Here is a 25364-nt window from a genome sequence, read left to right on the forward strand (position 1 = left end):
CACTGTTTTTTTACATAAAAAAGGCATTGTCGTTAGTAAACAATGCCTTTTTTGCTTTATTATTTTGTAAACCTGAAGACAACAGACTCATAAGGACGAAGAGTCAAGTTCCCATACTCATTCTCCGTATCCTTATAATTTGAAATAAGAACCTCACTCGTCCAGCCTTCCACATCCACCTCATCAGGCAGCGTGAACTCCGTCTCACGGCCATAGAAGTTATTCACTACAAGTAACTTCTCACCGTCCCCATTGCGTACATAGGCAAAAATCTCAGGGTGATCTTCCAGAATCAGCTGATAGTCTCCATCAATGATGATGTCATATTCCTTGCGGAGGAGGTTCAGCTTCTGATAGTGATAGAAGACAGAGTTTTCGTCTTCTAACGCTTGTTCAGCGTTGATTTCCTGATAGTTCCTGGCAACAGGGATCCAAGGAGTGCCCTTTGTGAATCCGGCATTTTCTTCTCTGTTCCACTGGACTGGTGTCCTAGAGTTGTCGCGTGATTTATGGCGCAGGATCTCGAGGATCTCTTCTTCCGATTTTCCTTGTCCTTTTAAAATATTGAAAATGTTGATGGACTCAACATCACGGTATTCGTCGATGCTCGTGAATTTCGGATTCGTCATCCCGAACTCTTCCCCCTGATAGATATAAGGGGTTCCCTGCATCATATGGATCGTCGTCGCGAGCATCTTCGCCGATTCCGTGCGGTACTCTCCGTCGTCACCGTAGCGGGACACGATCCGCGGCTGGTCATGGTTGCACCAGAAGAGGGCATTCCAGCCACCGCCTTTGTGCATTTCACGCTGCCAGGTAGAAAGGATATTCTTCAGCTTCAGGAAGTCGAAGTCAGCGACGGACCATTTCTCCCCGCCTGGATAATCCACCTTCAGATGGTGGAAATTGAAGGTCATGCTGAGCTCGTTGCGTTCAGGGTTTGAATACTTAATACAATGATCGATCGTCGTGGAAGACATTTCCCCGACGGTCATGATGTCGTATTGAGAGAAGACTTCCTTGTTCATTTCCTGCATATACTCGTGAACCTTGGGACCGTCCGTGTAGAACTTGCGCCCGTCCCCTGGTGCCACGGATCCGTCGTCATCAGGGAAATCCTGATCCTTGGAGATGAGGTTGATGACATCCAGACGGAAGCCGTCGACGCCCTTCTTCAACCAGAAGTGCATCATGTCATACAGTTTCTTTCGGACCTCATCGTTCTCCCAGTTCAAATCGGCCTGCGTCACGTCAAAGAGGTGGAGATAGTACTGACCGGTCTCCTCATCATACTGCCACGCATTGCCCCCGAACTTCGACTGCCAGTTGGTCGGCTCGGAGCCGTCCTCCTTGCCGTCCTTCCAAATATAGAAATTACGGTACTCATTGTCCTTCGACTTCCGTGACTCGATGAACCACTGATTCTCCGTCGACGTATGATTGATCACGATGTCCATGATGATCTTGATTCCGCGCGCGTGGGCCTCTTCCAGGAGCTCATCGAAATCCTCCATCGTCCCGTACTCATCGTGAATGTTAAAGTAATCGCTAATGTCATAGCCGTTATCATTCTGCGGAGACTTATAAATAGGCGTAATCCACACCACATCAATCCCAAGCTCCTTCAAATAATCCAGCTTCGCCGTAATCCCCTTAATATCCCCAACGCCATTCCCCGACGTATCATAAAAACTCTTCGGATAAATCTGATACACAACCGACTTCTTCCACCAAGGCTGCTTCATATTCCATACACCATCCTTCACATATTTTTGAGGGACGGACCTCACTTTTTTTGCTCATCCGCCGTTTTAATCAAGAATAAACATTGTTCTTATGGTATTTGTTCTCAGGAGGTCTGTCTTTTAAGAGGGACGGACCTTCCACTTTTCGTCTCAAACACTTATCTAATAGGAAAGGACGCTTCAAAAACCGCAGATTTGAAGGTCCGTCCCTCTAATGAAAAAGGGGACAAACCATCCCCGTCACTTTCCTTTACAGGCAAGTGCTAAGAATTTATTTGTCCCCCTTAGTTTAGCTTGTATATACAAGTTGTTGCAACTGTTTTCTCTCTAATGTTTATACTGCTTCTTTTTTGCTGAATTTGGACCAGACGATTGTCAGTACGAACGGTACGACGATACAGATGGCCATTCCGATGAAGAACGGCAGCCAGTATTCAGGAATGATGGATAGGAATCCAGGTAATCCACCTACCCCGATGGAGAATGCTTTCGTTCCTGTCATCGCTAGGAGTACACCACCGATTGCAGACCCGATCAAAGCACTGATGAACGGATAGCGGTAGCGCAGGTTCACCCCGAACATCGCCGGTTCTGTAATTCCAAGATAAGCCGAGATGGCAGATGTACCCGCCAAGCCGCGAAGCTTTTCGTTTTCTTTTTTCGCTACAACCATCATGGCAAGCGCTGCTGAACCTTGTGCAATATTTGAAAGTGCAAGGATCGGCCATAGGAATGTTCCACCCTCACTACCGACCAGCTGCAAGTCTACTGCAAGGAAGGTATGGTGCATACCTGTGATAACCATAACGGCGTATAAACCACCATACAGGAGACCACCTAACCATGATACGTGATCGAACACCCACACGACGCTATCCGTGAGCATGTTACCAATGAAGAAGGTCACAGGTCCAATCAGGATGAACGCGGCAAATCCGGTAATCAGAAGGGCCACAGGTGCCACGACTAAGAGCTTGATGGAGTCATGAACTCTCTTATCCAGGAACATTTCAATCTTCGCTAATAGATAGGAAGCGAAGAGGATCGGGAGAACTTGTCCCTGATACCCGATCTTGTCGACTTCAAATCCGAATAAGTTCCATGTAGGAATCTTCTCGGCACTTGCATATGACCAAGCGTTCAGTAAGTCCGGATGAACAAGCATAAGACCTAAAACGATACCGAGTAACGGACTTCCGCCAAAACGCTTGACCGCTGACCAACCGATCAACCCTGGCAGGAACACAAAGGCCGTGTTGGCAATCAAGTTAATGATCGAGGCAAAATCAGCCCACTGCTTATGAACATCGATGACCGATTTCTCATCATAGAAAATCCCCGGTCCTGTCAGGATATTATTCAGACCCATCAACAAACCAGCCGTTACGATTGCCGGCAGGATCGGAATGAAGATATCCGCCAGTACCTTGATGGCACGCTGAAGGGGATTCAGGTTCTGAGTCGCGGCATCCTTCACATCCTGCTTCGATGCCTGTTCGATCCCCGTTTCTTCTGCCAAAATTTGATACGCTTTATTCACAAGACCTTGTCCGATGACAACCTGGAACTGACCGTTTGAGGAGAACGAACCCTTCACCAGATCAATTGCCTCTAATCTTTCTTTATCAACCTTTTTCTCATCATTCAGCACCAGCCGAAGACGAGTCACGCAATGAGTGGCTGTGCGGATATTATCCTTGCCGCCAATCGCTTCAATGATTTCGAGAACGTCTTCACGTTTCACGCTCATGAAATTCCCTCCCTTGGAATGGTGAAAGGTGACAGGCACCTTTCTTAAAAGCGTTGAACCCGCTTTCATTTCTATTAATGGAATTCCCCTAAATAGTATGTGAAAAACGCTTCATTTCATGCTTTTTACCCAAAAACGAAACGCTTTCATTTTAAAGGGGTCTTGTTGTATATACAAGATATGCTTCTATTGTATTCATGTATATACAAGTTGTCAATAGAAAAGTGTTGCCGTTTTCATTCATTGTTATAGATGGATTTTTGCAATTCCCGGTTAAATGTTGAGGTGGAGGCTGAATGTTCTTTCCCGAAAGATTTTAGAATAAGCCTGGGAATGCAATTTTCTTTATAGAAAGTTCTATATCCGGAACCACAATATATTTCTAATTGGAAACAGGTCCATAAAGTACCAAGTGTTATTATACTGGGGTTTCTTCCTGTTTTTTCTTCAGATAAGAAATTTAGCCTATTAAAATATGAAACTCCATCAGCCATAATGGACAAGCAACAAAATTCGACATTATGTATGAAGGAGACATTTTTTTGAAGAAATCAATCATTGCTTTTACTACTGCTGCCCTACTATCGACAATGGCTGCCAATTCAACGGAAGCGGCTTCTTACCGTGTACAATCAGGTGATTCCCTTTCCGTGATTGCATATAAATATGATACATCTGTTTCAAACCTGAAAAGCTGGAATAACCTGAGCTCTGACTTGATCTATGTGAATCAAGTGCTTGAAGTATCAGCGCCAAGCAGTTCTACTGCCAAAACCTATACCGTTCAGTCAGGGGACTATCTTTCAAAAATCGGTGCCAAATTCGACGTATATGTCGCTGAATTGAAATCATGGAACAACCTGACAAGCGATGTGATCTATCCTGGTCAAACGCTGATCGTTTCTTCAGGCGGAACAACAACGACACCAGCACCAACAGGATCAAGTACATACACAGTACAATCAGGAGACACCCTGTCACATATCGCTATCCGTTATGACGTAAGCGTATCGTCCATCAAGTCCTGGAACGGGTTAAGCTCCGATACGATCTATGTTGGTCAAAAACTCTCCATTAACGGGACTTCTGACTCAGACGTTCAAACTGCATCATCAAGTGTCGTCGACATCGCCAAAAAATATATAGGAACTCCGTACGCATGGGGAGGCACATCACCATCCGGCTTCGACTGCAGCGGCTTCATCTACTACGTATTCAACCAGGCCGGACAATCGATTGCACGCACGAACACGGAAGGCTACTATAGCAAATCTTCCTTCGTATCAAGTCCGAAAGCGGGCGACCTGGTATTTTTCGAAAATACATATAAAGCCGGGATTAGCCACATGGGCATCTACGTTGGCAACGGTGAATTTATCCACGCATCCGACAGCGGCGTTGTGATTTCGAAACTGAGCAACACGTATTGGAATCCGAAGTTTGTTGGGTATAAGAGATTTTAAGTTTGATAGTAACGCCCTGCCAGTTGAGGCAGGGCGTTTTTTCATGGGGACAGTAAAGAAAATTCAACACTGATGCATAATTATTTGAATTCACCTCATGAAAAAAACCGTCCGGAACCTATCGTCCGAACGGTCAAACAACTTCTATTTATAACTGAGCACTCCTTCAGGGCTACGATCATACTTCCAATACATCCACCCGCCAAGCACCACACAAGGAACCACGACAACCGCCATTCCTAAGAACGCAGCACCAGGGGAGATGTCGTACAGGAATCCACCGATAAACGTCAGAACCGCCGTACTCAACCCCATCCCAAGGGACGTATACACTCCCTGGGCAGCAGGGATATCCTTGCTCTCCAATTCTTCATAAATCAACCGCATAAAGGCATAATGCGTGAGTCCGAAGGTTAGAGAATGAAAAAGTTGGGTAAAGATGAAGACAGGGGTGCTGGGGAATAGGAACAACAAAGTCCAACGCGTCACAGCAGCCCCTGCTGCTATCATGAACATGATGGAGATGCTCTTGCCTTTTAACAACCGGTCTGAAAACGAAAAGAACAGAATTTCAGACAACACGGCAATATTCAAGATCACACCGATATAAACGGCGCTCACATCTAATTCCTTCAAATAAAGAACGCCATAATTATAGTATGAAGCATGTGCGCCCTGAATCAGGACGACAATCACCATCGCCCAGACGAATTTACGTGATTTCAAGAGTCCACGATAAGACAACTTCTCCTGCCCACGGGTTCCGCTCATGGACTGTGGCAGCTTCATTAGAGAAGAAAGCAGGATCACAACGATTCCACCAAACAGAAGATAAACTACGGCCCCTTCTGTAAAAATCGACGTCAAGAATCCAACCGAAAGCAATGCAACTGTATATCCGATCGATCCCCAGGAACGGCTCCGGCCATAATCAATCCCGTCTTCCTTCATCATCACAGCCGCCATGCTCTCCACCATGGGAAGCAGCATCGGATAAACGAGGCTGAATAATACCATACACCCGAGTACCATGCCGAATGAATCCATAGGCAGGAATAATAATAGTGCAGCTCCGGAAATCAGGACAAGCCACCTTGATAACCGTCCCAATGAAACCGTCTGGCTCAGCTTCGGAAAGACAAAAAAGCTCGAAAACGACCGGGCAAGCATCCCGACCGCAATCACCGTACTCGCCGCCGAAATCGAGAAGTCCTTACTCTCCACTAACCACGCTGTCCAGTAAGGAATGAAAATACCCCATGTAAAAAATATCGCAAAGAACTGAAGTGACAACCATGACTGTTTCTTCAAATCTATCAGATCTCCCTTTATGTAGAGTTGGAAAATATTTTACAAACATTGAGTCATTATAAAGGAGTCACTTATAAAATACAACCATAGTAATCCCTATGTCATTTGAAACATTTCTAAGTTAGCAGGACTATCCTCATGTCACATAGAAGAAGTAACGAAAGGTAAGGAAGCGACAGGGGGCATACCATGAAAAGGAAAAACGTTGGCATCATCGTGTGCAGTGTACTGCTGGTAACAGCTATCGGCGTCTACATAGCATTAGGAAGTTTGGAAACAACCCCTTTTAACGAAGGAGGCAGCGTTTCGACTGCGGGTGTTGAAACGGATTCAACGCAGAACATCAGCATGGACGAAAATCCATTTAACGAAAAAGTAAAAACGCCATTAAGGGAAAAGGTCATCCAACAGTATATTCACGCCATGAGCCACCAGAAGGTAAAAGCCGAAGAAAAATGGTCATTTTATGAAATTACAGATGAACGAATCGAATTTTTACTATCTGAATTAAAGGTGAACAACTATAAATATGAGCCGACATATGAAAAAATCCTCACCAGATGGAAAAATGGTGATTTTTCAGAAGCAGTCAGTGACCACAATGCCATTTGGAGAATACAGGACGGGAATGTCGGCATAGCGACAGATTTACTTTCATCTAAAGAAGAAAAGACTTATATGGAAAGCAGAAAAAAAGAATCAAGATAATTTTTTAAAGAAATTTGGTTTTAAACACATAAAATCGGGAAAAGGTTACTACATTTTACAAAAAGGAGGGCGAGCACCATGTCTATGATCTATGCAAAAGCACGCGAAATGTTTGAAAAGGATGCCAAGGAAAACAATGAACTTGAAGCTGCAAGAGTCAGAAAGTATCGCAGATTGAAGCCTGTCCCAAGTGTAAAAAAATAAAAAATAGGAATCACTTATATTTAAACCAGGCTATGGGACAAAGTAGGCTGGTTTTTTTGTGTTGAGAAAGTATTTCATTTTCCGAAAGATTAGGATAGAATAAACGGAAATATGCTATAACATCTATTCATCTACTAAACTATACATACTATTACAAAAGGAGGCAGCCAATTGGCCAGACTATACACCGCCCTCATCGGATTAAGCCTGATCTGGGGCATGTCGTTCGTCTTCATCAAATGGCTCGTGGAACCTGCAGGGGTGTGGGGGACGGTTTTCTTACGATGCCTGGCAGGAGCCCTCGTACTACTCCCGATCTTTTTCATTCAAAGGAAAAAAGAAGGGAAGCGGACTCTCCCATTATGGAAACTCTTTGTAGTGGGGATCGGGAATGCCGCACTGCCCTGGACACTGATCGCCTTAAGTGAAACGCAGATCAACAGCAATACGGCGTCCATCCTGAACGCGACCACGCCGATATGGACGGGGCTCGTCGGATTTTTATTCTTTTCCGTCGTATTGACGGGGTTTCAATGGATCGGAATCGCTGTAGGTTTTATCGGCATCCTCGTACTGATGAACTTTGAAGTGAGCGGCATCTTTTCTTCAGATTTCGTTGGAGTGGGGACGATGGTACTGGCAACGATGAGCTATGCGTTTGCTTCCCAGTTTACAAAAAAATATTTGGCTGGCACGAGTGTGGTCGTGATTTCCACGTTCCAGCTGTTGATCGGCGCAGCGGTCGGGTTTGTGGGGATGATGATGACGAACCCGATTGCTATCGGCGACCTAGTCTCAGGAGAGGTGATCCTTGGCATTTTAGGACTGGGCTGCCTCGGGTCGGGCGTGGCGACGCTTCTGTATTTCTACATCATGACCAATGGAAGTCCGGAATTCGCGTCGACCGTGACGTACTTGATACCGGGCACCGCTATGATCTGGGGATTTGTGCTTCTGAAGGAGCCGGTGACCCATAACCTCATCTTAGGGTTGGTGATCATCTTTGCAGGGGTATTCCTGTCATCGAGAAAATCGAAAAAAATCATGACATCCTTGCCTGCAGGGACGAGGTAAGACCTTTAAACAAACGTTTGATTAGTATGTCGAATCCCTTGTCTTATAAGGGCTCAGCACACTAGTCAAACGTTTGTTTAGTTTCTGATAACCGAAACTCCCCAGAAAATAATGCAAACCAACTTGTTTTCATATAAAATGGTAGGGATACATAAGGTAAAGTAGACAAGCGTATAGCAGATGCTATTACAATTAAAAAATAAGGATGGTAATTCTCTATGAAAACGGCAATTGTAACGGATAGTACCGCCTACATCCCGAAAGAATTGCGTGATCAACTCAACATACATATGGTTCCTCTCAGCGTCATTTTCGGAGGAGAAACCTATCAAGAAGAAGTTGATATTACGGCAAGTGAATTTTATGAAGAGGTCAGCATCCAGGACAAGCTTCCCACCACTTCACAGCCGCCGGTCGGTCAATTCGTCGAGCTATTCGAGAAACTTTCCAAGGATTACGATGCCGTCATATCCATCCACCTATCCAGTGGGATCAGCGGGACGTACCAAGGAGCGGTTCAGGCAGGGGAAATGGTCGAGAGCATTAAAGTATACCCCTATGACTCGGAAATCAGCTGCATGATCCAAGGCTTCTATGCCATTGAAGGTGCGAAGCTTGAGCGTGAAGGAAAAACCGCAGAAGAAATCGTTGCGTTGCTGGATGAGATGAAGGAATCGGTACAAGCCTACTTCATGGTCGATGACCTCGCCCACCTGCAGCGCGGAGGCAGGTTATCTCAAGCGCAGGCGATCATCGGGAGCCTGCTACAGGTGAAGCCACTGCTCCACTTCGTGGACAAAGTCATTGTTCCATTCGAAAAAATCCGCACGAAGAAAAAAGCATTGAAGCGGGTGGAAGGCATCCTTGAAGAAGCGGTGGCGTCCGGGGAAGCCTATCAAGCCTCCATCATTCATGCCAATCGGGAAGAAGAAGCGATTGAGTGGAAGAATGAGCTGGAAGGGAAATATCCGAATGTGGAATTCAATGTGAGCTATTTTGGTCCGGTCATCGGGACTCATTTAGGTGAGGGCTCGATGGGAATGGGCTGGGCGAGGAAGATGAGCCGGTAGCTGCTGATTTCTAATATGTACCAGGTACAAATTGGTCGTCATGTACCAGGTACACTCGCTGACTCTCTAAAGGTGCCAGGCACGAAACGATTGTTTTGTGCCTGGCACCTTTTTTACAGCAGGATTTTCCCCACATTCTGTCGAATACACCATTATCCAACAAAAGGAGTGATGTGTTTGCGCTTTGCTTTAACCCATCAACAACTCATCCCCGAGCCACTTGTAATTGAGCCGGCTCCACCTCTCCGGAAAATCTCAGACTTCACTGAACTTCCATCCCAACCCCTTAATCCATCCTTTCATTTTTCAACCGAACTCCAATCCTTTCTAAGCGGAAGGGCGTTATTATTAGAAGAGATCCCCTTTTCGATCACTATCCTCCATGGACACTATAAGAATGGCTACGTTTTCTATGCAAAGGGAGTCGACAAAGGCCAATGTCATCGCTGTGGCAATGACAAAGCACATCTATTCGCCACTTTCTCTTGCTCCAGATGCCACACCACATGCACTTACTGCCGAAATTGCATCATGATGGGGAGGGTGGCGGAGTGTACACCGCTCTTTAAATGGAATGGACCGGCCCCAACGATTGAAGACGCCCCCACATTCCAATGGGTCGGAACCCTTTCAGAAGCCCAAAAGACAGCATCGAAAGAAATGATTTCTGCAATCCATTGCAAGAAGGATCTCCTCGTGTGGGCCGTGTGTGGAGCAGGTAAGACCGAGGTTCTGTTTGAAGGGATCTATGAAGCCCTGCAGCAGAACAAGCGAGTCTGCATTGCCGCACCCCGCACCGATGTCATCCTGGAACTGTCACCCCGTCTCAAACAGGTTTTTCCTGACACACCTCTCACTACACTCTACGGCGGCTCAGAAGAAAGGCATATGTACGGTCACCTCGTTCTTTCCACGACTCACCAGCTTTATCGGTACAAGGACGCCTTTGACGTGATGATCATCGATGAAGTCGATGCCTTCCCTTATTCTTATGATCACTCCCTGCAATGGGCCGTAGAAAAAGCCCGGAAGTCCCAATCCACCACTATCTATCTCACGGCAACCCCGGATCAGAAAACTCAACAGGACTGTATAAAGGGAAGGAGAAACTTTATACAAATTCCCGCCCGTTTCCACCGTCACCCGATCCCCCTTCCAAGATTTATGTGGTGCGGCCTTTGGAAAAAAGCCCTGAAGAAAAATCGAATTCCGTATCCATTGAAAAAGTGGACCGCCTTAAGAATCCACCAATCGAAACAAGCCCTGATTTTCTTTCCGACAGTCGAAATCATGCAAAAAGCCCTGCCTCTGTTTCAAAAAATCGACCCCCTCATCGAATCCGTTCATGCCGAAGATCCCCATCGAAAAGAAAAGGTGATGAAAATGAGGAATAAGGAGATTCCCATTCTATTGACAACCACCATTTTAGAACGGGGTGTCACGATCCCGAACATCGATGTCGCTGTCCTTGGGGCCGAGGAAAAGATCTTCACGGAAAGCGCCCTTGTCCAGATTGCCGGAAGAGTAGGGAGGAGTGCGGACCATCCTAAGGGGGATATCGTCTACTTTCATTACGGCCGCACAAGAGAAATGATCAAGGCTCTGCTTCATATTGACTCCATGAATAAAGAAGCGAAGAAAAGAGGGTTGCTTCATGATCACAAACTGTCTGTATTGTGAAAGAGAGCTGGTGGAGGTGATGTCCTGGAGGGGGCTGTTTTACAGGGAAGGTCAATTTCTTTGTCAGGGGTGTCAGGAGAAATTGGAAGAAATCGAAGGGAAACGCTGTAAGGGGTGTTCCAGATCGATGGATGACCTGCCTGCTATTCTTGTAAAAGGTGAAATATGCCTGGACTGTCATCGATGGGAACAGGATCCCGAGTGGGAGGGGATCTTACATAGTAACCATTCGACTTATCACTATAATGATTTTTTAAAAGAGTACCTGGCGAGATTCAAATACCGTGGGGACTACATCTTGGCAAAAGCCTTCTCTCACTCGTTAAAATTGTATCTCTCCAAAACAGAATATGACCATATCATTCCCATCCCTCTCAGTGATGAGCGACTCTATGAACGGGGATTCAATCAATCTATCGCACTCTTGGAAGAAGCAGAGGTCCGTCCCTCCAATATCCTCGCCCGGTCCCATTCTGAGAAGCAGTCGAAGAAGACGCGTGCTGAGCGTCTTCGGCAGGAGCAGGTTTTTCGGTTGGCAGAGTGTGATGTGAAGGGCAAGTCGATTCTGCTGTTTGATGATATTTATACGACGGGGACGACGTTGAGGCAGGCGGCGAAGTTACTGAAGAAAGTTGGTGCTGACGAGGTATCATCCTTAACTCTCGCCCGGGGTTAAAGCAATCCCCTTTTCTGCCGATATAATGGGTAAGAGAAGCTTTACCGGGAGGAAACAATCATGTCAGAAATCATCAATTGTCCACGCTGCAACGCGATTTTTATGCAGAATAAATTCCGTGACGTATGCGACAAATGTTATAAAGAAGAAGAAAGTATGTACGAAACCGTCTACCAATTTTTAAAGAAGCGGGATAACCGTGCAGCGACTATGTCCTACGTGATTGAAGTGACGGGAGTGGACGAGGAGCTTCTATATAAATGGGTAAAAAAGGGCCGTATCCAGACCAGGCATTTTCCGAATATGGGTTATCCTTGTGATAAATGTGGGAAGATTATTGGTACGGGGAGGATATGCAGTGATTGTTCCTCAGAATTAGTGAAAGATCTGAAACAGTTCGATGAAGAGCAGGAATGGAAAAGCAAGGTGAAGGAATCCGGTCAGAGAACGTATTATACGGTGAGAGATAAGAACTAGTTCTCAGTGTAATTAATCAGGAAAAACTAACCAGACCCTACTACTAAACAAAAGACGTTTTCATCCGATATACTAGGTAGAAACCATGTGCGTGACGAAAGCGAGGGAAAATGATGAAGATTAACAATATCGGGAATCAGAACATTAATCCTTATAAGCGAAATCTAAACAAAATGGACCAGGTTGGAAAAGCTGGTAAACCGCCATCCGACAAAATCGAAATCTCTTCTGCTGCCAAAGAAATGCAGGAGGTATCCAAACTAGGCAAAGAACGGCAGGCCAGAGTGGAAGCTTTAAAAGATCAGGTTCAGAGCGGGAACTATACCATCGATACGAAAGCTATCGCTAAAGGATTAAGAAATTTCTATAACGGACAATAAAAAGGAGCGAACAAACATGTCAGCCACAACCTTGATTACCGCTCTTGAAAAACTTTATAAGCTGCACAAAAGTTTGTTCGACCTTTCTTTGAATAAAACGGAAGTCATCAAAAAAGGTGATATGAGTGAGCTGGATCGTGTTCTGAAAGATGAGCAGAAGCATTTGGCGGCGATCAATACGGTGGAGGCAGAGCGGCAACGGGAATCCACCCAATACCTTCAATCGCGGGGAGTGCTTTTAAATGAGGCACCGACGATATCTCAGTGTATTGAGCACAGTTCCCCCCAGGAGCAAGAAACACTTGTCCAATGGCAGGAAAAGCTTGTTGATATCATTGGAGAATTGAAGGCCAAAAATGAGCTCAATCAAAAGCTTGTCTATCAGTCTCTTCAATTCGTGAATATGAACCTATCCATGACGCAGCCGCAGCCGGATCAATCCACCTATTCACGACCGAACGGTGAAAAAAAATCACCGGCAAGCCGCTCCATCTTTGATTCAAAAGCATAGCACTTACTAATTGAAACGGAGGCAACACCATGCGATCCACTTTTATGGGCCTGGAAACGGCAAAACGAGGCATGTACACCCAGCAGGGCGCCCTTTATACAACGGGCCACAATATCTCCAACGCGAATACCCCTGGATATACCCGTCAACGGGTCAACTTTGAACAAACGACACCCTATCCTGCCCCCTCTATGAACCGTCCACAAATCCCAGGCCAAATCGGAACGGGAGTCGAAGCCGGTTCGATTCAACGTGTGCGTGATTCATTCCTGGACATGCAGTACAGAGGCGAAAATCAAAAGCTTGGTTACTGGGAAACGAAAATGGAAGCAATGAAGAAGATGGAAGAAGTCATGAACGAGCCATCCGATTCAGGCTTATCGAAAACGATGGATATGTTCTGGCAGTCCCTTCAGGATTTAGCCGTTAACCCGTCCAACTCAGGTGCACGGTCGGTAGTCGTTGAAAGAGGGAAAGCTGTTGCTGAAACATTCAACTACTTATCGTCATCACTGACAAGTGTCCGTGGCGATCTGAAAAATGAGCTGTCTGTCAGTGAAAAGCAAATCAACTCCCTGTCGAGACAGATCGACAACATCAATAAACAAATAGCCGATGTTGAACCACACGGCTATCTTCCGAATGATCTATACGATGAGCGTGACCGCTTGATCGATGAACTTTCACAGCATGTTTCCATCCAAACAAGTTATCAGTCCAATGGGGGAGCTTCGTCACCAATCGCAGAAGGAGCCGTTACCGTCACATTGGTCGGGAAAGACGGGAACCTTGCCGTGAACCTGGTCGGGAAAAGTGGCGTGAATGAACTGAAACTCACTTACGGCGGCCCGCAAAATACGGTGGATACCGTAACAATCGGAAGCCAGACACTTGACGTCAAAGATTTCTTATCTCAAGGCGAAGGAAAACTGAGAGCCCTCATTGATACATATGGCTTCAAAAATAAAGATGGTGAAGCTGAAGGCTCCTATATCAGCATGCTCGATGAACTAGACAGCATGGCTTACGAATTTGCCAAAGCATTCAATGACCAGCATCAACAAGGATTCACACCTGAGCAGATGAACGATCCAAACTTTGATCCTGATAACGATACTCCGGAGACACCGAAGTTCTTCCAGGATGCAAAGGATGCTTCAGCAGATCTGGATGGTGTACTGAAATCAGGCTTCGCTCAAAGAATGCAGGTGGCTGATGAAATGAGCAATCTTGATAACATCGCGACAGCAGGTGCAGGTAATCCCACCCTCGGAGATGCATCAAACGTTCTCGCGCTTGCCGACATCATCACAACGACTAAACTGCCTTACGGTGAAAAAGAAGCATCATTCCAAGGGCACTTTGAATCCGTGATCGGGAAAATGGCGGTAGAATCACAAGAATCCGTTCGACTTGCAAGCAACTCTGGTGTATTAAGAGGAGCCGTGGAAGAACGCCGCATGTCCGTAAGCGGGGTTTCACTTGATGAAGAAATGACCGACATGATCAAATTCCAGCATGCCTACAACGCCTCTGCCAGAATGATCACACTGCAGGACGAAATGCTCGATAAAATCATCAACGGCATGGGGACCGTTGGAAGATAGGTAGGTGAAATGATATGCGCGTAACACAAAGTATGCTGACAGCGAACTCAATGAGAAATCTCAGTTCTTCATATGGACGAATGGGGCAATTGCAGGACCAGTTGGCTACAGGTAAGAAAATCACGAAGCCATCTGATGACCCGGTTGTTGCGATGAAGGGGATGTTTTATCGTTCGAATTTGACTGGGATTGAGCAGTATAAGAGGAATTTATCTGAACTTTATTTGTGGATGGAGAACTCTGAGTCGGGAATCGATCAGGCGAATCAAGGGTTGCAGCGTGTCAGGGAATTGACGCTTCAAGGAAAAAATGGAACATTGAGTCCGGAAGACCGTAAAGCAGTGGCTGTTGAAATAGAGCAAATCAAAAATGACCTTGTGAGTGTCGCTGAAACGAAAGTAGCGGGAAGATATATTTTTCATGGGACGGATGTTGGGAATTCTCCGATAAAGGATGGGAATCCTGCAGATGGAAGTGCTCCACAGGTTGCAGACAATTTAGGCAACGGTGCCATCGATGCTTACCCGGTTGAAGTTTCTCAGGGTGTGTCTCTAAAAGCCAATGTTAATCCGAATAAGGTCTTTAATCAGAAACTGTTCGACACAGTGCACAACATCCAAAAAGCATTGGAATCGGGAGATGATTCTGCTCTCGATACAGAGCTCGAGAATCTGGATAGTGTAATGAACACATTATCAGCAGAACGTTCTGAACTTGGTGCTCGTTACAATCGACTTGAAATGGTAGACGATCGATTGGCACAGCAGGAAGTCACAGCAAATCGAATCCTTTCAGACAATGAGGATGCTGACATCGAACGCGTAATAACGGACTTGAAAACCCAGGAAAGCGTTCATCGTGCCGCTCTCGGTGTTGGAGCCAGAATCATTCAACCAACCTTAATGGATTTTCTACGATAAAAGCAAGGGGACTGACCCTTTAAGGTGTTTCGTCACCTTAGGTCAGTCCCTTTTTATATGGAGGTGAGTAGGTATGAACGTCCCGCAAATAAGATTGCAGTCCACGTCAGCAGCCATTGGCATCAGGACGACTCCGGGGCGCATGGACATTGAACAGCCATCGGCAGAATTGGATATCCAGCAGCCTCAGGCAAAAATGGAGATTGAGCGTACACCTTCCAAGCTGACCATTGACCAAACCGAGGCACGTGCCGATATGGATTTGAAATCGGTGCGCCGCAGGATAGAAGATTATTCCCAACAAGGATATGAAGACTGGCTGGTGGGACTTGCCCGTGTCGCCCAGGACGGCGATGAATTGATGATGATTGAGAATGGCGGTGGCGCGATTGCCGCCCAGGCTAAACGGAACAGTGAGGATCCGATGTATGAGTTTAATATTGGTTGGATTCCTTCGGCAGGCAGCGTGAAAATTAGCTACGATCCAGGTAGTGTAAAGGTGAACGTTGAACCACAAAAAGTGATAAATCACTCTCGTCCCCAGAAGCCAAACATACACTATACACCTGCTCAAGTAGATATTAGTTTGAAACGATATGCCGATTTGCAAATTGATTTTGCTAATTTGAAGCATGTGGGAATTAACTATGAGCAAGAAATCTAGAATGAAGGATTGTGACTTATGAAAATTAACACGAAATACCATGGAGATATAGATGTGAAGTCAGAAGACGTCTTAACATTTGAACACGGAATCCCCGGGTTTGGGGAAGAGAAGCAGTTTGTATTGTTGCCACTTCCTGAAAATGAATGGTTTCATATACTGCAATCGGTGACCACTTCTCAGCTTGGATTTGTGGTGACAAATCCGTTCATGTTTTTTAAGGAGTATGATTTTGAACTAGACCAAACGAGTGTGGAGTTACTGGAACATCCTGTGGAAAAAGAAGTTCAAGTTCTGTCTATCCTTACTATTAGAGAAGCACTTCATGAATCAACTGCAAATCTACAGGCTCCACTTATTATCAATCTGGCAAATCGTAAAGGAAAGCAAGTCATCTTAACTAATTCAGACTATCAAACCAAGCACCTGATTTTTACTCAGCCTGCAGGAAAGAAGGGGTGAGGAGATGTTAGTATTGACGAGGAGAACGGGAGAAAGTATTCAGATTGGGGATAACATTGAGCTAACAGTTATTTCTGTTAAAGGGGATCAAGTGAAATTAGGAATAAACGCACCGAAGAACGTGGACATCCATCGGAAAGAAGTCTATCTCTCTATCCAAGAAGAAAACACCGAAGCTTCGAAAGGAATCGACAATCTGTTTAATCTTTTGCCAAAAAATGATTAATTATTTTCCTAAAACTATTAAACACTAATAGAAACGACCGATAAAAGTATTGTAAGCAATGAGGAGAAGGGCGGCCGACCTTTGTGACTTGTTGCAAACTAAAAAATGATATAGTTCACATGGATGTGGGCTTACTTTCAAGGAGGAAATTATTGTAATGAGAATCAATCATAATATTGCGGCTTTGAATACTTATCGTCAGTTGAACAGTGCTTCAGGTGCACAATCTAAATCTATGGAAAAATTATCTTCAGGTCTTCGTATTAATCGTGCTGGTGATGATGCTGCAGGTTTAGCGATTTCTGAAAAAATGCGCGGGCAAATTCGTGGGTTGGATCAAGCTGCAAGAAACGCACAAGATGGAATTTCAATGATTCAAACAGCAGAGGGTGCTTTGAACGAAACTCATTCAATTTTACAACGTATGAGAGAGCTGTCAGTCCAATCATCTAATGATACTAACACTTTAGATGATCGTAAAGAGATACAAAAGGAAGTAGAACAGTTAAAATCAGAAATTAATCGTATTTCAGATACTACAGAATTTAATACACAAAAACTTCTAAATGGTAGCCTTGGTGCACAAGGAACATCTGCAGATACAAGTGTTGTAAATGTTGACAGTGCAACTGGTCTTAAAAAAGGCACCTATAATGTTACAGTTGATACAGCGGCAACTAAAGCTTCAGCAGCTGCTGGGTCTACAGACTTTTCAACACCAGGAGATGTTTCAGGAAAAGATTTATCTATAAACGGAGTGACAATTGATTTTTCTGGAATGACTTCTGCTGATACTGCAGCAATTGTTGCGAAAATCAATGAATATTCTGATGAAACTGGAGTCGTTGCTTCTGTAAGTACTAATAATGTTAAATTAGATCAAGCAAATTTCGGATCAAATTACGACATTAATTTAGCAGGTACAGATGCAGCTGAATTTGGTCAGGCTATTACAGCTGGGGCTGATGCCGTAGCAACAATTTCAAACCCCGATGGATTATCACAAACTGTAACTGGAGTAGGACAATCTGTTAGTTATGGTGGTGGAGAGTTCACGGCAACAGCTGCCACAAATGGATTATCAACTACATTTGATGTAACCTCAAGTGGTGCTTCTTTCCAAATCGGTGCAAATAAAGATCAAAATATGTTAATTGATATGAATGAAATGAGCACTAGTACACTTGGGAATAGTACAGATGGATTAGTGAAAGATATTAATCTTTTAACTCAAGAAGGTGCCAATGATGCTATCAAAACTTTAGATGCAGCAATTTCTGAAGTATCTGGAGAACGTTCTAAACTTGGAGCATTCCAAAATCGTTTAGAACACACTATTAATAACCTTGGTACATCTTCTGAAAACTTAACAGCATCTGAATCACGTATCCGTGACGTAGATTATGCTTTAGCTGCTTAAGCAGTGACAAGCACAGTCGTCCTGGCTGGTAACGGCCAGAGATCATAATTGGGTGAATTGCTGGAAACCCCTTAGAGCTTTTCTTGCCACAACGTAGTTGGAAACGACAAGCGTGATGGCTTTAACAAAAGAAAAGATTGGGCAATCAGCAGCCAAGCTCCTGTCTTGAAAAAGTGGAGAAGGTTCAACGACTAGGATAGACCATCTAAGGCGAAAGCTATGGTGATGAAATCCGTAGGTGAAACAATGATCATCAGCATTGTGAATCCGAAGTGCCCAACCCCTACTATTTATAGAGGGTGAAGATATAGTCTGGTCATTTATGAAAGTAAATGTTCGCACGATGGCGAAAGAAATGATGAACCAAACGAAGAATTCTATTCTTTCTCAAGCTGCTCAAGCTATGCTAGCGCAAGCCAACCAGCAGCCTCAAGGAGTTTTACAACTTCTTCGTTAATATTGACTTCTTTATTAGAGACTCTAGTATCACTAGGGTCTCTTTTTACTTTGAGAATTTTGGTTGTCCATCTATAAAGCACATTTGAGTCAAAGTACTAGAATTTAATCCGGTCAAGCTATTTAACATAGAAAGGTTCTGAAGGTTTTTATCAGAGATGGTAATTTGATAGGATTTCTTAGTAACAGATGTTTTAGTAGACTCAATAAATGTTAGTAACTCATTAGTATAAAAGGCACCACTTTTAATGGTCGTAAAAATATCTGGAAGTACTGATAACTTTTCATTAATTTCTCTTGTTGGTGATATTAACTTTATATGGGCTGGCAAATAAATTGTAGTCCGCTTTGGATTTAAACATTGATTATAGATATCACAATAAGTAATAGTCTTTCTGTACATACATGGGTGGAGATAAGGTCTGACCAAAAAGAGAAAGTATTGAACCTGAAACTGATCATAGAGAAGGATCCGGTTTTGTTTATCCATTGAAAAGAGTAACGAGTATTTATCTTTAAGTAATTGGCATAATTGATTGTTCTCAGCTGGTGTAAAACTGTCAGTCGATAGAATGATTTTTCGTGGAATAGTAGAGTCTTTCTTGAGATTCCCGTCATCTTGATACCACCATGCGAGTGCAAGAGGAGTCAGGTACTTCATTAAAAACTCAAATGGGAGAACTTTCTTTCCATTTTTGTACCAGATTGATCTTAAGTTGGTGATGTGGTCCTGAGTGCGGGATTGTACGTAATATGATTCTGTATAACCTGCCTGAACACGGTTATCTTCAATTCTTTTATAATGTGGACCTGTCAATGGAAGGTAGTCTTTGAGCCTGGAGTAACAATAATAACACCATTCTTTGTCTTTAATTGAATGTATGAATTGGAATCGAGGCTTTCTTCCTTCTTGTTTTACAATGCATCCATCACCTAGCAATTTTCCACAAACCATAGATAAGAATTCTTCACACTCCAACTTTTCCTCCCACCTTTCGGTAGAGAACGTTTGTTCTTTTTAATTATACCCTCTAGATAACTTATATAACTCCAAATCATACTTATTTCTGTTAATCTAACCTAAACTTTCCCCACCAACCACCGATATAACCCATATAACCCTCAGGAGGATCAAACGATGATTGATAATGTGACAGGCGGAGTTTCAGGAGTACAATCATTTACTAGATTAGAGAACCAAACCAGTGAAGAAGTGAAACAAATTCAAGCGCAGGAACGACACCATGAAGAAACCACAACCAAAGAACCTGTCACCAAAGAAAAAATAGAAGATGTCGTTCATGGGATGAATGAGTTTATGTCCACTTCGAATACACACCTCAAATTTGAATTTCATGATAAATTGAAAGAATACTATGTGACGATCGTTGATGATCGGACGCAGGAGATAGTGAAGGAAATACCGGCAAAGAAAATCCTTGATATGCATGCCGCTATGACGGAATTTGTTGGGTTGATGGTCGATAAGAAGGTCTAATGGAAGGAGATACATATGGCTGATATGCGAATAGGTGGCCTTGCCAGTGGTATGGACACGGATCAAATCATCAAAGATTTAATGAAGGCAGAACGGATCCCTTTAGATAAATTGGAACAAAAGAAGCAGTATCTTGAATGGCAGCGTGATGACTACCGGGACATGAATAAGATGATGTTTGATTTTAGCAATCTTATTTTTGATGGGGTAATGAAGCAGGGGACGTATACCCAGAAGACGATTAGTGTATCTGATCCATCTGTTGTTTCTGTAAAAAATATTAATTCTACTACCGATTTTTCGGGAACGTTGGAAGTAGGAAATCTAGCAAAATCGGCAACTGTCATTAGTGGAGTTACCGGAATCACGGATTCATCCAAGACTATTAAAGAACTAATGCCTGGCTTAATTGGCACACAAAAAATAAACATAAAGTCTATACTGAAAGATGGAACCTTAGATCCTAAGGGGACATCCATCGAGTTTGATCCTGCAAAGGAAACGTTAAATAGTTTAATATCAAAAATCAATCAACAAACAGGAGTTTCTGTTTTCTTTGATGAGAAGTCACAAAAATTTTCTTTCACTGCCAAAAATTCAGGTGACGCGACCGGAAATGATATCGTTCTTTCAGATGAAACAGGCACATTCTTTGATAGCCTAGGGTTAACCGATTCAAACTTTAGTGGAGTGCGTCAGGAAGGTGTAAATGCAACGTTTACTTATAACGGACTTACAACCATGAGATCTTCAAATACCTTTACGATCAATGGGTTTGAACTAACTTTGAAAAACAAATCGACAGGTCCAGTAACATTTACTTCATCACCTGACACCGACAAGATCCTAGACAAAATCGTCAAATTCGTCGACGAATACAACAAACTCATTGAAAAGGTAAACGGCGAAGTAAACGAAAAGAAATACCGTGATTTCCAACCGTTGACGGCTGAACAAAAAGAGTCGATGGAAGAAAAAGAAATTGAATTATGGGAAGAAAAGTCACGCAGTGGTACTCTGAGAAATGATTCCGTTCTGTCATCCGGTCTCAACAAAATGAGAACGGATATGTACACCCCAATCTCTGGAGGAACCTCAGGCATTGACCAATTGGCCCAAATTGGAATCAAAACATCAAGTAACTACCTTGATCGAGGAAAGCTGATTATTGATGAAAGCAAGCTGAAAGAAGCCATTTCCAAAGACCCGAATGCAATCTATGAGATTTTTGCTAAAGATGGTGCCACGTCAAATGAACAGGGGATCGCCCGTCGTTTACGTGATACGCTAAAAACCACGATGGATAGTATCGAGAAAAAGGCTGGTAAAGCTTCAAGTACCAACAATACGTTTACACTTGGTCGTTTATTAAACAATATGGATAGCCAAATGGACCGTTTCGAAGACCGGTTAAATCAAGTCGAAGACCGCTACTGGCGCCAATTCACCGCCATGGAAAAGGCCATCCAGCGTTCCAACGAACAATCCATGTTCCTCATGAACCAATTCGGCGGCTAATCATACCTAAAGGAGTGTCACTATGGCCATCAACAACCCTTATGCAGCATACCAGAACAACTCGGTCAACACCGCATCACCAGGAGAACTCACACTTATGCTCTATAACGGAAGCCTTAAATTTATCCATATCGCAAAAAAAGCCATTAAAGAGAAGAATATTGAACTGAAGAATACCAATATCCAGAAGACGCAAGCCATCGTGAATGAACTGATGGTGACGTTGAACACGGATCTTGAAGTCTCGAAAAACCTTATGTCCCTTTATGATTACATCAATCGTCGATTAACGGAAGCCAATATCAAGAATGACGCGGCGATTTTAGAAGAAGTAGAAGGGCTTATTACAGATTTTCGAGATACGTGGAAGGAAGTCATTCAACTGAACCGTCAGAAGCAGCATGCCGGTCAAGGTGGACAGGCGTAATGAGCTCAGTTCTTCTGTGCTATACCATCACGAAGCAATTGAAAGAAGCATTGGAACAGGTAAATGATGAAAACAGGGAAGCTACGATTGAGGAAGCGGAGTCTCTTTTAGAAAAAAGGCAGAACGTACTTGTCACTATTAAGCCTCCGTATACTCACGATGAGCAGGAGCTCGGCAAGCAGATGATTGCTTGGAATCAGCAAATCGATCGGCAGCTGTCTCAACTGCGCCTCCAGATTAAACGAGACATGAACGGATTAACCAAAAAGAAAACGTCCGTTCAAAAGTACTCAAACCCTTACGAATCCTTACAATACGATGGCATGTTTTACGATAAAAAGAAATAGGTGATTCTTTGACAACGAAACTAGACGAAAAACAGTTCGAATTGGTCAGCCAATACGTCGGGATGCTCGACACAATTGAAGAAGCACTGAACTATGTGGAAGCAAGCTTCACGGATTTAAGCAAAACAGAAGGGGACCAGGTCCTATCCGATGTCTTCATGGCCATTGGTCAGATCTCAGAAAGCAATCCCTTGTTAAAAGAACTATTTGATGAGGAAGGCATTCAGAAAGCTTTAACTGGATTTGATACCGTGACAGATCAGGCATGGAAACTGGACAGACAGCTAGACAACAATGAGATCAAGCAAAGTGTTGTACAAGAAAATCTGTCGCCGGCCTTTTCTACCTGGAAAACCTCGATTGAAATAGAACTAAAACCCTATCTAACACACTAAGCCTCGAATCCCCGAGGCTTTTTTCTTTTTCCAAATCCTCTCATGCTATAATAATAGAAAAATGGTGGAGGACGCCGGTATGAAAACTACTGAAATAGATGAGATTAGAAGACTATGCCTTCTCTACCCGGAAGTTCATGAACACATAGATGGGTTCGGACACATATCTTTCCGCGTGAAGGACAAACCATTTGTCATCATAGGGGAGACCTTATCGATTAAAACACTCCCCGCCACTCAGGAAATCCTGCTCGAACAGCCAGACTATATCAAAGCACCGTACATAGGAAGACATGGCTGGGTGCTGGTTGAGGTAGAGGAAGCGGGCTGGCAAGCCATTGAAGGATTAATTCGTGGGGGTTATTTGATTGCTGCACCCAAGAGACTGGCCAATAAAGTTCAGAATGGATGAAGAAATATGATGAATTTAATCACCAATGAACTCATAAAACAAATCTCCCGACCACGCATGTGGATTTCACTGGGTCTCATCGTGTTCATCGATTCCATCGCGTCCCTTTTTGTCTATCTACTGTTCGACGGTATCCAATTTTCTTTTTGGGAGTACATGCGGATCAGCTCTAACCTCCTGATGATCATTCAACTTTTCAGTCTGATCATAGCAGGGGATATCGTATCAAGCGAATTTTCGTCAGGTACCATTAAGCTATTACTCATTCGCCCTATTAATCGCGTGAAAATTCTGCTTTCCAAATACATAACCGTACTAGTCATCGCAACTGTTTTAACAGCCGCTCATTTCTTATTTTCCGCCGTGCTAGGTTCGCTGTGGTTTTTTGATAGTTTCTTTGATTTGAACGAAAACTTTTTCATCGTGGCAGGTGCGTACGTATTGAGATTCCTAGAAATGTTGGTGATTTGTTCATTTGCTTTTACCTTTTCGGTCGTGACGAGAAGCAGTTCGTTTGCGATTGGTTCTACCATTTTTCTGACTTTTTCTAGCGGGACGTTATTGATTCTTATGAACGAGCAGGGGGTGGAGTGGGGAAGGTATCTGCTGTTTGCGAATACGGATTTGCAGCAGTATTTCTTCGGGACTCCACCGTTTGAGGGGATGACGTTTTGGTTTTCGGTTGGGGTGATTGGGGTGTATATGGTTGGGTTTGGGGGATTGAGTTGGTGGAGTTTTGGTAGGAGGGATGTGGATGTTTAGTAGCTGGGTTTGTTCTTGATTAGAGAACAGGTCTTTTTGGGTTGGCTGTTAAATTTACTCGATTATTTGCCTGTTAAATAACTCATGTTTATTAACAGACAAACGATGAGAAGGATTTGCCTGTTAAATTTAAGGACTAATTCAACAGGCAATCTCCACAAATTAGCAGGAGTTATGTATAAGCATGTCGAAATAAGGCATATCACAAGTAGAAAGGATGTTGACATGGCGAATAAAAGAGAATGGTACCCGGGATATACCTATCATATTACTGCAAGAGGAAACCGGAGATATACTATTTTCCGTAACAGAGAAGATCGTCTTAAGTATTTAGAGTTTTTGGAAGATGCAAAGGTAAAATTCCCCTTTATTCTTCATTCCTATTGCCTCATGACCAATCATATCCACCTTTTGATTGAAACCATCCACGACCCTCCAGGCAAAATCATTCAATATATCCACTACCGGTATGCCCGTTATTTTAATAAGAAAAATGGGTTTGAAGGCCATCTTTTTCAAGGTCGTTTTAAATCAGTCATTATACGGAATAATAAACAAATGGTAGACACAAGCTGTTATATTCACTTGAATCAGGTAAGGGCGGGCATTGCGACTGAACCTGAGAATTATCAATGGTCCAGTTACCGTTCGTTTATTTCACATAGAGAGAATAAGCATGTTGATACAAGAAAGATCCTCTCTTTTATGAACAATGGTTCGAAAAGTCACTATCAATTTTATGTGGGAATTAGGTTGAAACAATTTAATTAGTTATGAAATGAAAACACCTGCTGAAATTGTTATCAGCAGGTGTTTTTTAATTTGTTTGCCTGTTAAAAATAACGAGAAGTATGACAGTTGAAATTCTAGTGTCATTTGACAGGCAACCTTGTAGAGGTTTTTAACAGGCAAAAAAGCGACGATATTCAACTGACAAATTCCCCTCAATTTTCAACAGGCAGACTTCATACTTCCTCCTTCACAATTCCGCCCCAAACTCTCCACAAAACCTCCACAACCCCACCGTCTAATTCCTCAAATTAGTGGGATAATAATACTATAAAGAGTGCCAGGTGACCCCAAAACACTCGCAAAGCTCACCTCACTCTTAAAACTCTCCAAACCCTGATATAGCAACACCTTCGACGACATCTTACAAACTTCACAAAAAATTGACAAAAAATTTAGAAAGTTTAAGGAG

Annotated in this window: 28 protein-coding genes and 1 pseudogene; 25 read left to right on the top strand and 4 right to left on the bottom strand. The window is 43.5% G+C overall.

All coding sequences use genetic code 11. From position 1 onward, the window contains the following. Nucleotides 1-59: 59 nt before the first annotated feature. On the bottom strand, nt 60-1745 hold the full coding sequence (gene treC, locus CN378_RS10915; RefSeq protein ID WP_098351922.1) for an alpha,alpha-phosphotrehalase: 1686 nt from the start codon (nt 1743-1745) through the stop codon (nt 60-62). Between the two features lie 334 nt (nt 1746-2079). Next, entirely contained in the window at nt 2080-3495 is a 1416-nt protein-coding gene (treP, locus tag CN378_RS10920; protein ID WP_098351923.1) for a PTS system trehalose-specific EIIBC component, read from the bottom strand. Nucleotides 3496-4037: 542 nt separating this feature from the next. On the opposite strand from treP, the gene CN378_RS10925 reads away from it, so the two are divergent. Next, nucleotides 4038-4958 carry a peptidoglycan endopeptidase gene (locus CN378_RS10925; RefSeq protein ID WP_179884875.1) on the top strand — a complete coding sequence of 307 codons (921 nt, stop codon included), beginning with the start codon at nt 4038-4040 and terminating at the stop codon, nt 4956-4958. 144 nt (nt 4959-5102) lie between these two features. On the opposite strand, the gene CN378_RS10930 is transcribed toward CN378_RS10925, so the two are convergent. Then, nucleotides 5103-6269: a 3-phenylpropionate MFS transporter gene (locus CN378_RS10930; protein WP_098351925.1), complete on the bottom strand. Its 1167-nt coding sequence runs from the start codon at nt 6267-6269 to the stop codon at nt 5103-5105. 189 nt (nt 6270-6458) lie between these two features. On the opposite strand from CN378_RS10930, the gene CN378_RS10935 reads away from it, so the two are divergent. The 16 genes and pseudogenes from CN378_RS10935 to CN378_RS11005 all read left to right on the top strand — a co-directional run. Further along, nucleotides 6459-6977, top strand: coding sequence for a DUF6241 domain-containing protein (locus CN378_RS10935; RefSeq protein WP_098351926.1), 519 nt, complete (start codon nt 6459-6461; stop codon nt 6975-6977). Nucleotides 6978-7055: 78 nt separating this feature from the next. After that, nucleotides 7056-7181: a hypothetical protein gene (locus CN378_RS22915; RefSeq protein WP_257141101.1), complete on the top strand. Its 126-nt coding sequence runs from the start codon at nt 7056-7058 to the stop codon at nt 7179-7181. 171 nt (nt 7182-7352) lie between these two features. After that, complete coding sequence (locus tag CN378_RS10940; RefSeq protein WP_098351927.1) at nt 7353-8255, top strand: DMT family transporter; 903 nt, start codon at nt 7353-7355, stop codon at nt 8253-8255. Nucleotides 8256-8473: 218 nt separating this feature from the next. Further along, nucleotides 8474-9325: a DegV family protein gene (locus CN378_RS10945; RefSeq protein WP_098351928.1), complete on the top strand. Its 852-nt coding sequence runs from the start codon at nt 8474-8476 to the stop codon at nt 9323-9325. A gap of 171 nt (nt 9326-9496) precedes the next feature. Continuing rightward, nucleotides 9497-11005 carry an ATP-dependent helicase ComFA gene (locus CN378_RS10950; RefSeq protein ID WP_179884876.1) on the top strand — a complete coding sequence of 503 codons (1509 nt, stop codon included), beginning with the start codon at nt 9497-9499 and terminating at the stop codon, nt 11003-11005. Continuing rightward, nucleotides 10980-11681: a ComF family protein gene (locus CN378_RS10955; protein ID WP_098351930.1), complete on the top strand. Its 702-nt coding sequence runs from the start codon at nt 10980-10982 to the stop codon at nt 11679-11681. The genes CN378_RS10950 and CN378_RS10955 overlap by 26 nt, the downstream gene beginning before the upstream one ends. A gap of 60 nt (nt 11682-11741) precedes the next feature. After that, complete coding sequence (locus CN378_RS10960) at nt 11742-12158, top strand: TIGR03826 family flagellar region protein (protein WP_098351931.1); 417 nt, start codon at nt 11742-11744, stop codon at nt 12156-12158. Nucleotides 12159-12271: 113 nt separating this feature from the next. Further along, on the top strand, nt 12272-12538 hold the full coding sequence (gene flgM / locus CN378_RS10965) for a flagellar biosynthesis anti-sigma factor FlgM (protein WP_098351932.1): 267 nt from the start codon (nt 12272-12274) through the stop codon (nt 12536-12538). A gap of 16 nt (nt 12539-12554) precedes the next feature. Further along, nucleotides 12555-13049: a flagellar protein FlgN gene (locus CN378_RS10970; RefSeq protein ID WP_098351933.1), complete on the top strand. Its 495-nt coding sequence runs from the start codon at nt 12555-12557 to the stop codon at nt 13047-13049. 29 nt (nt 13050-13078) lie between these two features. Beyond that, the gene (flgK, locus tag CN378_RS10975; protein ID WP_098351934.1) at nt 13079-14656 is read left to right on the top strand and encodes a flagellar hook-associated protein FlgK; all 1578 of its coding nucleotides are present in this window, start codon (nt 13079-13081) and stop codon (nt 14654-14656) included. 14 nt (nt 14657-14670) lie between these two features. Next, nucleotides 14671-15576 carry a flagellar hook-associated protein FlgL gene (flgL, locus tag CN378_RS10980; protein WP_098351935.1) on the top strand — a complete coding sequence of 302 codons (906 nt, stop codon included), beginning with the start codon at nt 14671-14673 and terminating at the stop codon, nt 15574-15576. A gap of 94 nt (nt 15577-15670) precedes the next feature. Beyond that, a complete protein-coding gene (locus tag CN378_RS10985; protein WP_306471859.1) occupies nt 15671-16240 on the top strand; it encodes a DUF6470 family protein in 570 nt (189 codons plus the stop codon). An 18-nt stretch (nt 16241-16258) separates the two neighbouring features. Beyond that, nucleotides 16259-16702, top strand: a complete 444-nt coding sequence (fliW, locus tag CN378_RS10990) for a flagellar assembly protein FliW (RefSeq protein ID WP_098351937.1) — start codon at nt 16259-16261, stop codon at nt 16700-16702. Between the two features lie 4 nt (nt 16703-16706). Beyond that, entirely contained in the window at nt 16707-16928 is a 222-nt protein-coding gene (csrA, locus tag CN378_RS10995; RefSeq protein ID WP_098351938.1) for a carbon storage regulator CsrA, read from the top strand. A gap of 157 nt (nt 16929-17085) precedes the next feature. Further along, a complete protein-coding gene (locus tag CN378_RS23080) occupies nt 17086-18348 on the top strand; it encodes a flagellin N-terminal helical domain-containing protein (protein WP_098351939.1) in 1263 nt (420 codons plus the stop codon). Nucleotides 18349-18688: 340 nt separating this feature from the next. Next, nucleotides 18689-18805: pseudogene (locus tag CN378_RS11005) on the top strand (flagellin); the annotation flags it as partial. 45 nt (nt 18806-18850) lie between these two features. Here CN378_RS11005 and CN378_RS11010 read toward each other — a convergent pair. Beyond that, nucleotides 18851-19783 carry an endonuclease gene (locus CN378_RS11010; RefSeq protein WP_098351940.1) on the bottom strand — a complete coding sequence of 311 codons (933 nt, stop codon included), beginning with the start codon at nt 19781-19783 and terminating at the stop codon, nt 18851-18853. A 159-nt stretch (nt 19784-19942) separates the two neighbouring features. Between CN378_RS11010 and flaG the strand changes: the two genes are divergently transcribed. From flaG to CN378_RS11050, 8 genes are all read left to right on the top strand, one after another. After that, nucleotides 19943-20302 carry a flagellar protein FlaG gene (flaG, locus tag CN378_RS11015; protein ID WP_098351941.1) on the top strand — a complete coding sequence of 120 codons (360 nt, stop codon included), beginning with the start codon at nt 19943-19945 and terminating at the stop codon, nt 20300-20302. Between the two features lie 15 nt (nt 20303-20317). Continuing rightward, a complete protein-coding gene (locus CN378_RS11020) occupies nt 20318-21820 on the top strand; it encodes a flagellar hook-associated protein 2 (RefSeq protein WP_098351942.1) in 1503 nt (500 codons plus the stop codon). 22 nt (nt 21821-21842) lie between these two features. Continuing rightward, nucleotides 21843-22247 carry a flagellar export chaperone FliS gene (gene fliS, locus CN378_RS11025; RefSeq protein ID WP_098351943.1) on the top strand — a complete coding sequence of 135 codons (405 nt, stop codon included), beginning with the start codon at nt 21843-21845 and terminating at the stop codon, nt 22245-22247. Further along, nucleotides 22247-22594 (top strand): flagellar protein FliT, encoded by a 348-nt coding sequence (gene fliT, locus CN378_RS11030; RefSeq protein WP_098351944.1) that lies wholly within the window; start codon nt 22247-22249, stop codon nt 22592-22594. The genes fliS and fliT overlap by 1 nt, the downstream gene beginning before the upstream one ends. An 8-nt stretch (nt 22595-22602) precedes the next feature. Then, nucleotides 22603-22989: a DUF8042 domain-containing protein gene (locus CN378_RS11035; protein WP_098351945.1), complete on the top strand. Its 387-nt coding sequence runs from the start codon at nt 22603-22605 to the stop codon at nt 22987-22989. A 79-nt stretch (nt 22990-23068) separates the two neighbouring features. Beyond that, nucleotides 23069-23401, top strand: coding sequence for an MmcQ/YjbR family DNA-binding protein (locus CN378_RS11040; RefSeq protein WP_257141102.1), 333 nt, complete (start codon nt 23069-23071; stop codon nt 23399-23401). 6 nt (nt 23402-23407) lie between these two features. Continuing rightward, nucleotides 23408-24163 (top strand): ABC transporter permease, encoded by a 756-nt coding sequence (locus CN378_RS11045; protein ID WP_098351947.1) that lies wholly within the window; start codon nt 23408-23410, stop codon nt 24161-24163. Between the two features lie 225 nt (nt 24164-24388). Then, nucleotides 24389-24934: a transposase gene (locus CN378_RS11050; RefSeq protein WP_179884877.1), complete on the top strand. Its 546-nt coding sequence runs from the start codon at nt 24389-24391 to the stop codon at nt 24932-24934. Nucleotides 24935-25364: the final 430 nt, after the last annotated feature.

The organism is Bacillus sp. AFS015802, assembly GCF_002561455.1.
In the GTDB taxonomy this organism is placed as follows: domain Bacteria; phylum Bacillota; class Bacilli; order Bacillales; family Bacillaceae_B; genus Rossellomorea.

Excerpts from the sequence above, each read along its gene's own strand:
- treC (WP_098351922.1), bottom strand. The coding sequence starts at position 1,745 with ATGAAGCAGCCTTGGTGGAAGAAGTCGGTTGTGTATCAGATTTATCCG.
- treP (WP_098351923.1), bottom strand. The coding sequence starts at position 3,495 with ATGAGCGTGAAACGTGAAGACGTTCTCGAAATCATTGAAGCGATTGGC.
- CN378_RS10935 (WP_098351926.1), top strand. The coding sequence starts at position 6,459 with ATGAAAAGGAAAAACGTTGGCATCATCGTGTGCAGTGTACTGCTGGTA.
- CN378_RS22915 (WP_257141101.1), top strand. The coding sequence starts at position 7,056 with ATGTCTATGATCTATGCAAAAGCACGCGAAATGTTTGAAAAGGATGCC.
- CN378_RS10945 (WP_098351928.1), top strand. The coding sequence starts at position 8,474 with ATGAAAACGGCAATTGTAACGGATAGTACCGCCTACATCCCGAAAGAA.
- CN378_RS10950 (WP_179884876.1), top strand. The coding sequence starts at position 9,497 with ATGTGTTTGCGCTTTGCTTTAACCCATCAACAACTCATCCCCGAGCCA.
- CN378_RS10955 (WP_098351930.1), top strand. The coding sequence starts at position 10,980 with ATGATCACAAACTGTCTGTATTGTGAAAGAGAGCTGGTGGAGGTGATG.
- CN378_RS10960 (WP_098351931.1), top strand. The coding sequence starts at position 11,742 with ATGTCAGAAATCATCAATTGTCCACGCTGCAACGCGATTTTTATGCAG.
- flgM (WP_098351932.1), top strand. The coding sequence starts at position 12,272 with ATGAAGATTAACAATATCGGGAATCAGAACATTAATCCTTATAAGCGA.
- CN378_RS10970 (WP_098351933.1), top strand. The coding sequence starts at position 12,555 with ATGTCAGCCACAACCTTGATTACCGCTCTTGAAAAACTTTATAAGCTG.
- flgK (WP_098351934.1), top strand. The coding sequence starts at position 13,079 with ATGCGATCCACTTTTATGGGCCTGGAAACGGCAAAACGAGGCATGTAC.
- flgL (WP_098351935.1), top strand. The coding sequence starts at position 14,671 with ATGCGCGTAACACAAAGTATGCTGACAGCGAACTCAATGAGAAATCTC.
- fliW (WP_098351937.1), top strand. The coding sequence starts at position 16,259 with ATGAAAATTAACACGAAATACCATGGAGATATAGATGTGAAGTCAGAA.
- csrA (WP_098351938.1), top strand. The coding sequence starts at position 16,707 with ATGTTAGTATTGACGAGGAGAACGGGAGAAAGTATTCAGATTGGGGAT.
- CN378_RS23080 (WP_098351939.1), top strand. The coding sequence starts at position 17,086 with ATGAGAATCAATCATAATATTGCGGCTTTGAATACTTATCGTCAGTTG.
- flaG (WP_098351941.1), top strand. The coding sequence starts at position 19,943 with ATGATTGATAATGTGACAGGCGGAGTTTCAGGAGTACAATCATTTACT.
- CN378_RS11020 (WP_098351942.1), top strand. The coding sequence starts at position 20,318 with ATGGCTGATATGCGAATAGGTGGCCTTGCCAGTGGTATGGACACGGAT.
- fliS (WP_098351943.1), top strand. The coding sequence starts at position 21,843 with ATGGCCATCAACAACCCTTATGCAGCATACCAGAACAACTCGGTCAAC.
- fliT (WP_098351944.1), top strand. The coding sequence starts at position 22,247 with ATGAGCTCAGTTCTTCTGTGCTATACCATCACGAAGCAATTGAAAGAA.
- CN378_RS11040 (WP_257141102.1), top strand. The coding sequence starts at position 23,069 with ATGAAAACTACTGAAATAGATGAGATTAGAAGACTATGCCTTCTCTAC.
- CN378_RS11045 (WP_098351947.1), top strand. The coding sequence starts at position 23,408 with ATGATGAATTTAATCACCAATGAACTCATAAAACAAATCTCCCGACCA.
- CN378_RS11050 (WP_179884877.1), top strand. The coding sequence starts at position 24,389 with ATGGCGAATAAAAGAGAATGGTACCCGGGATATACCTATCATATTACT.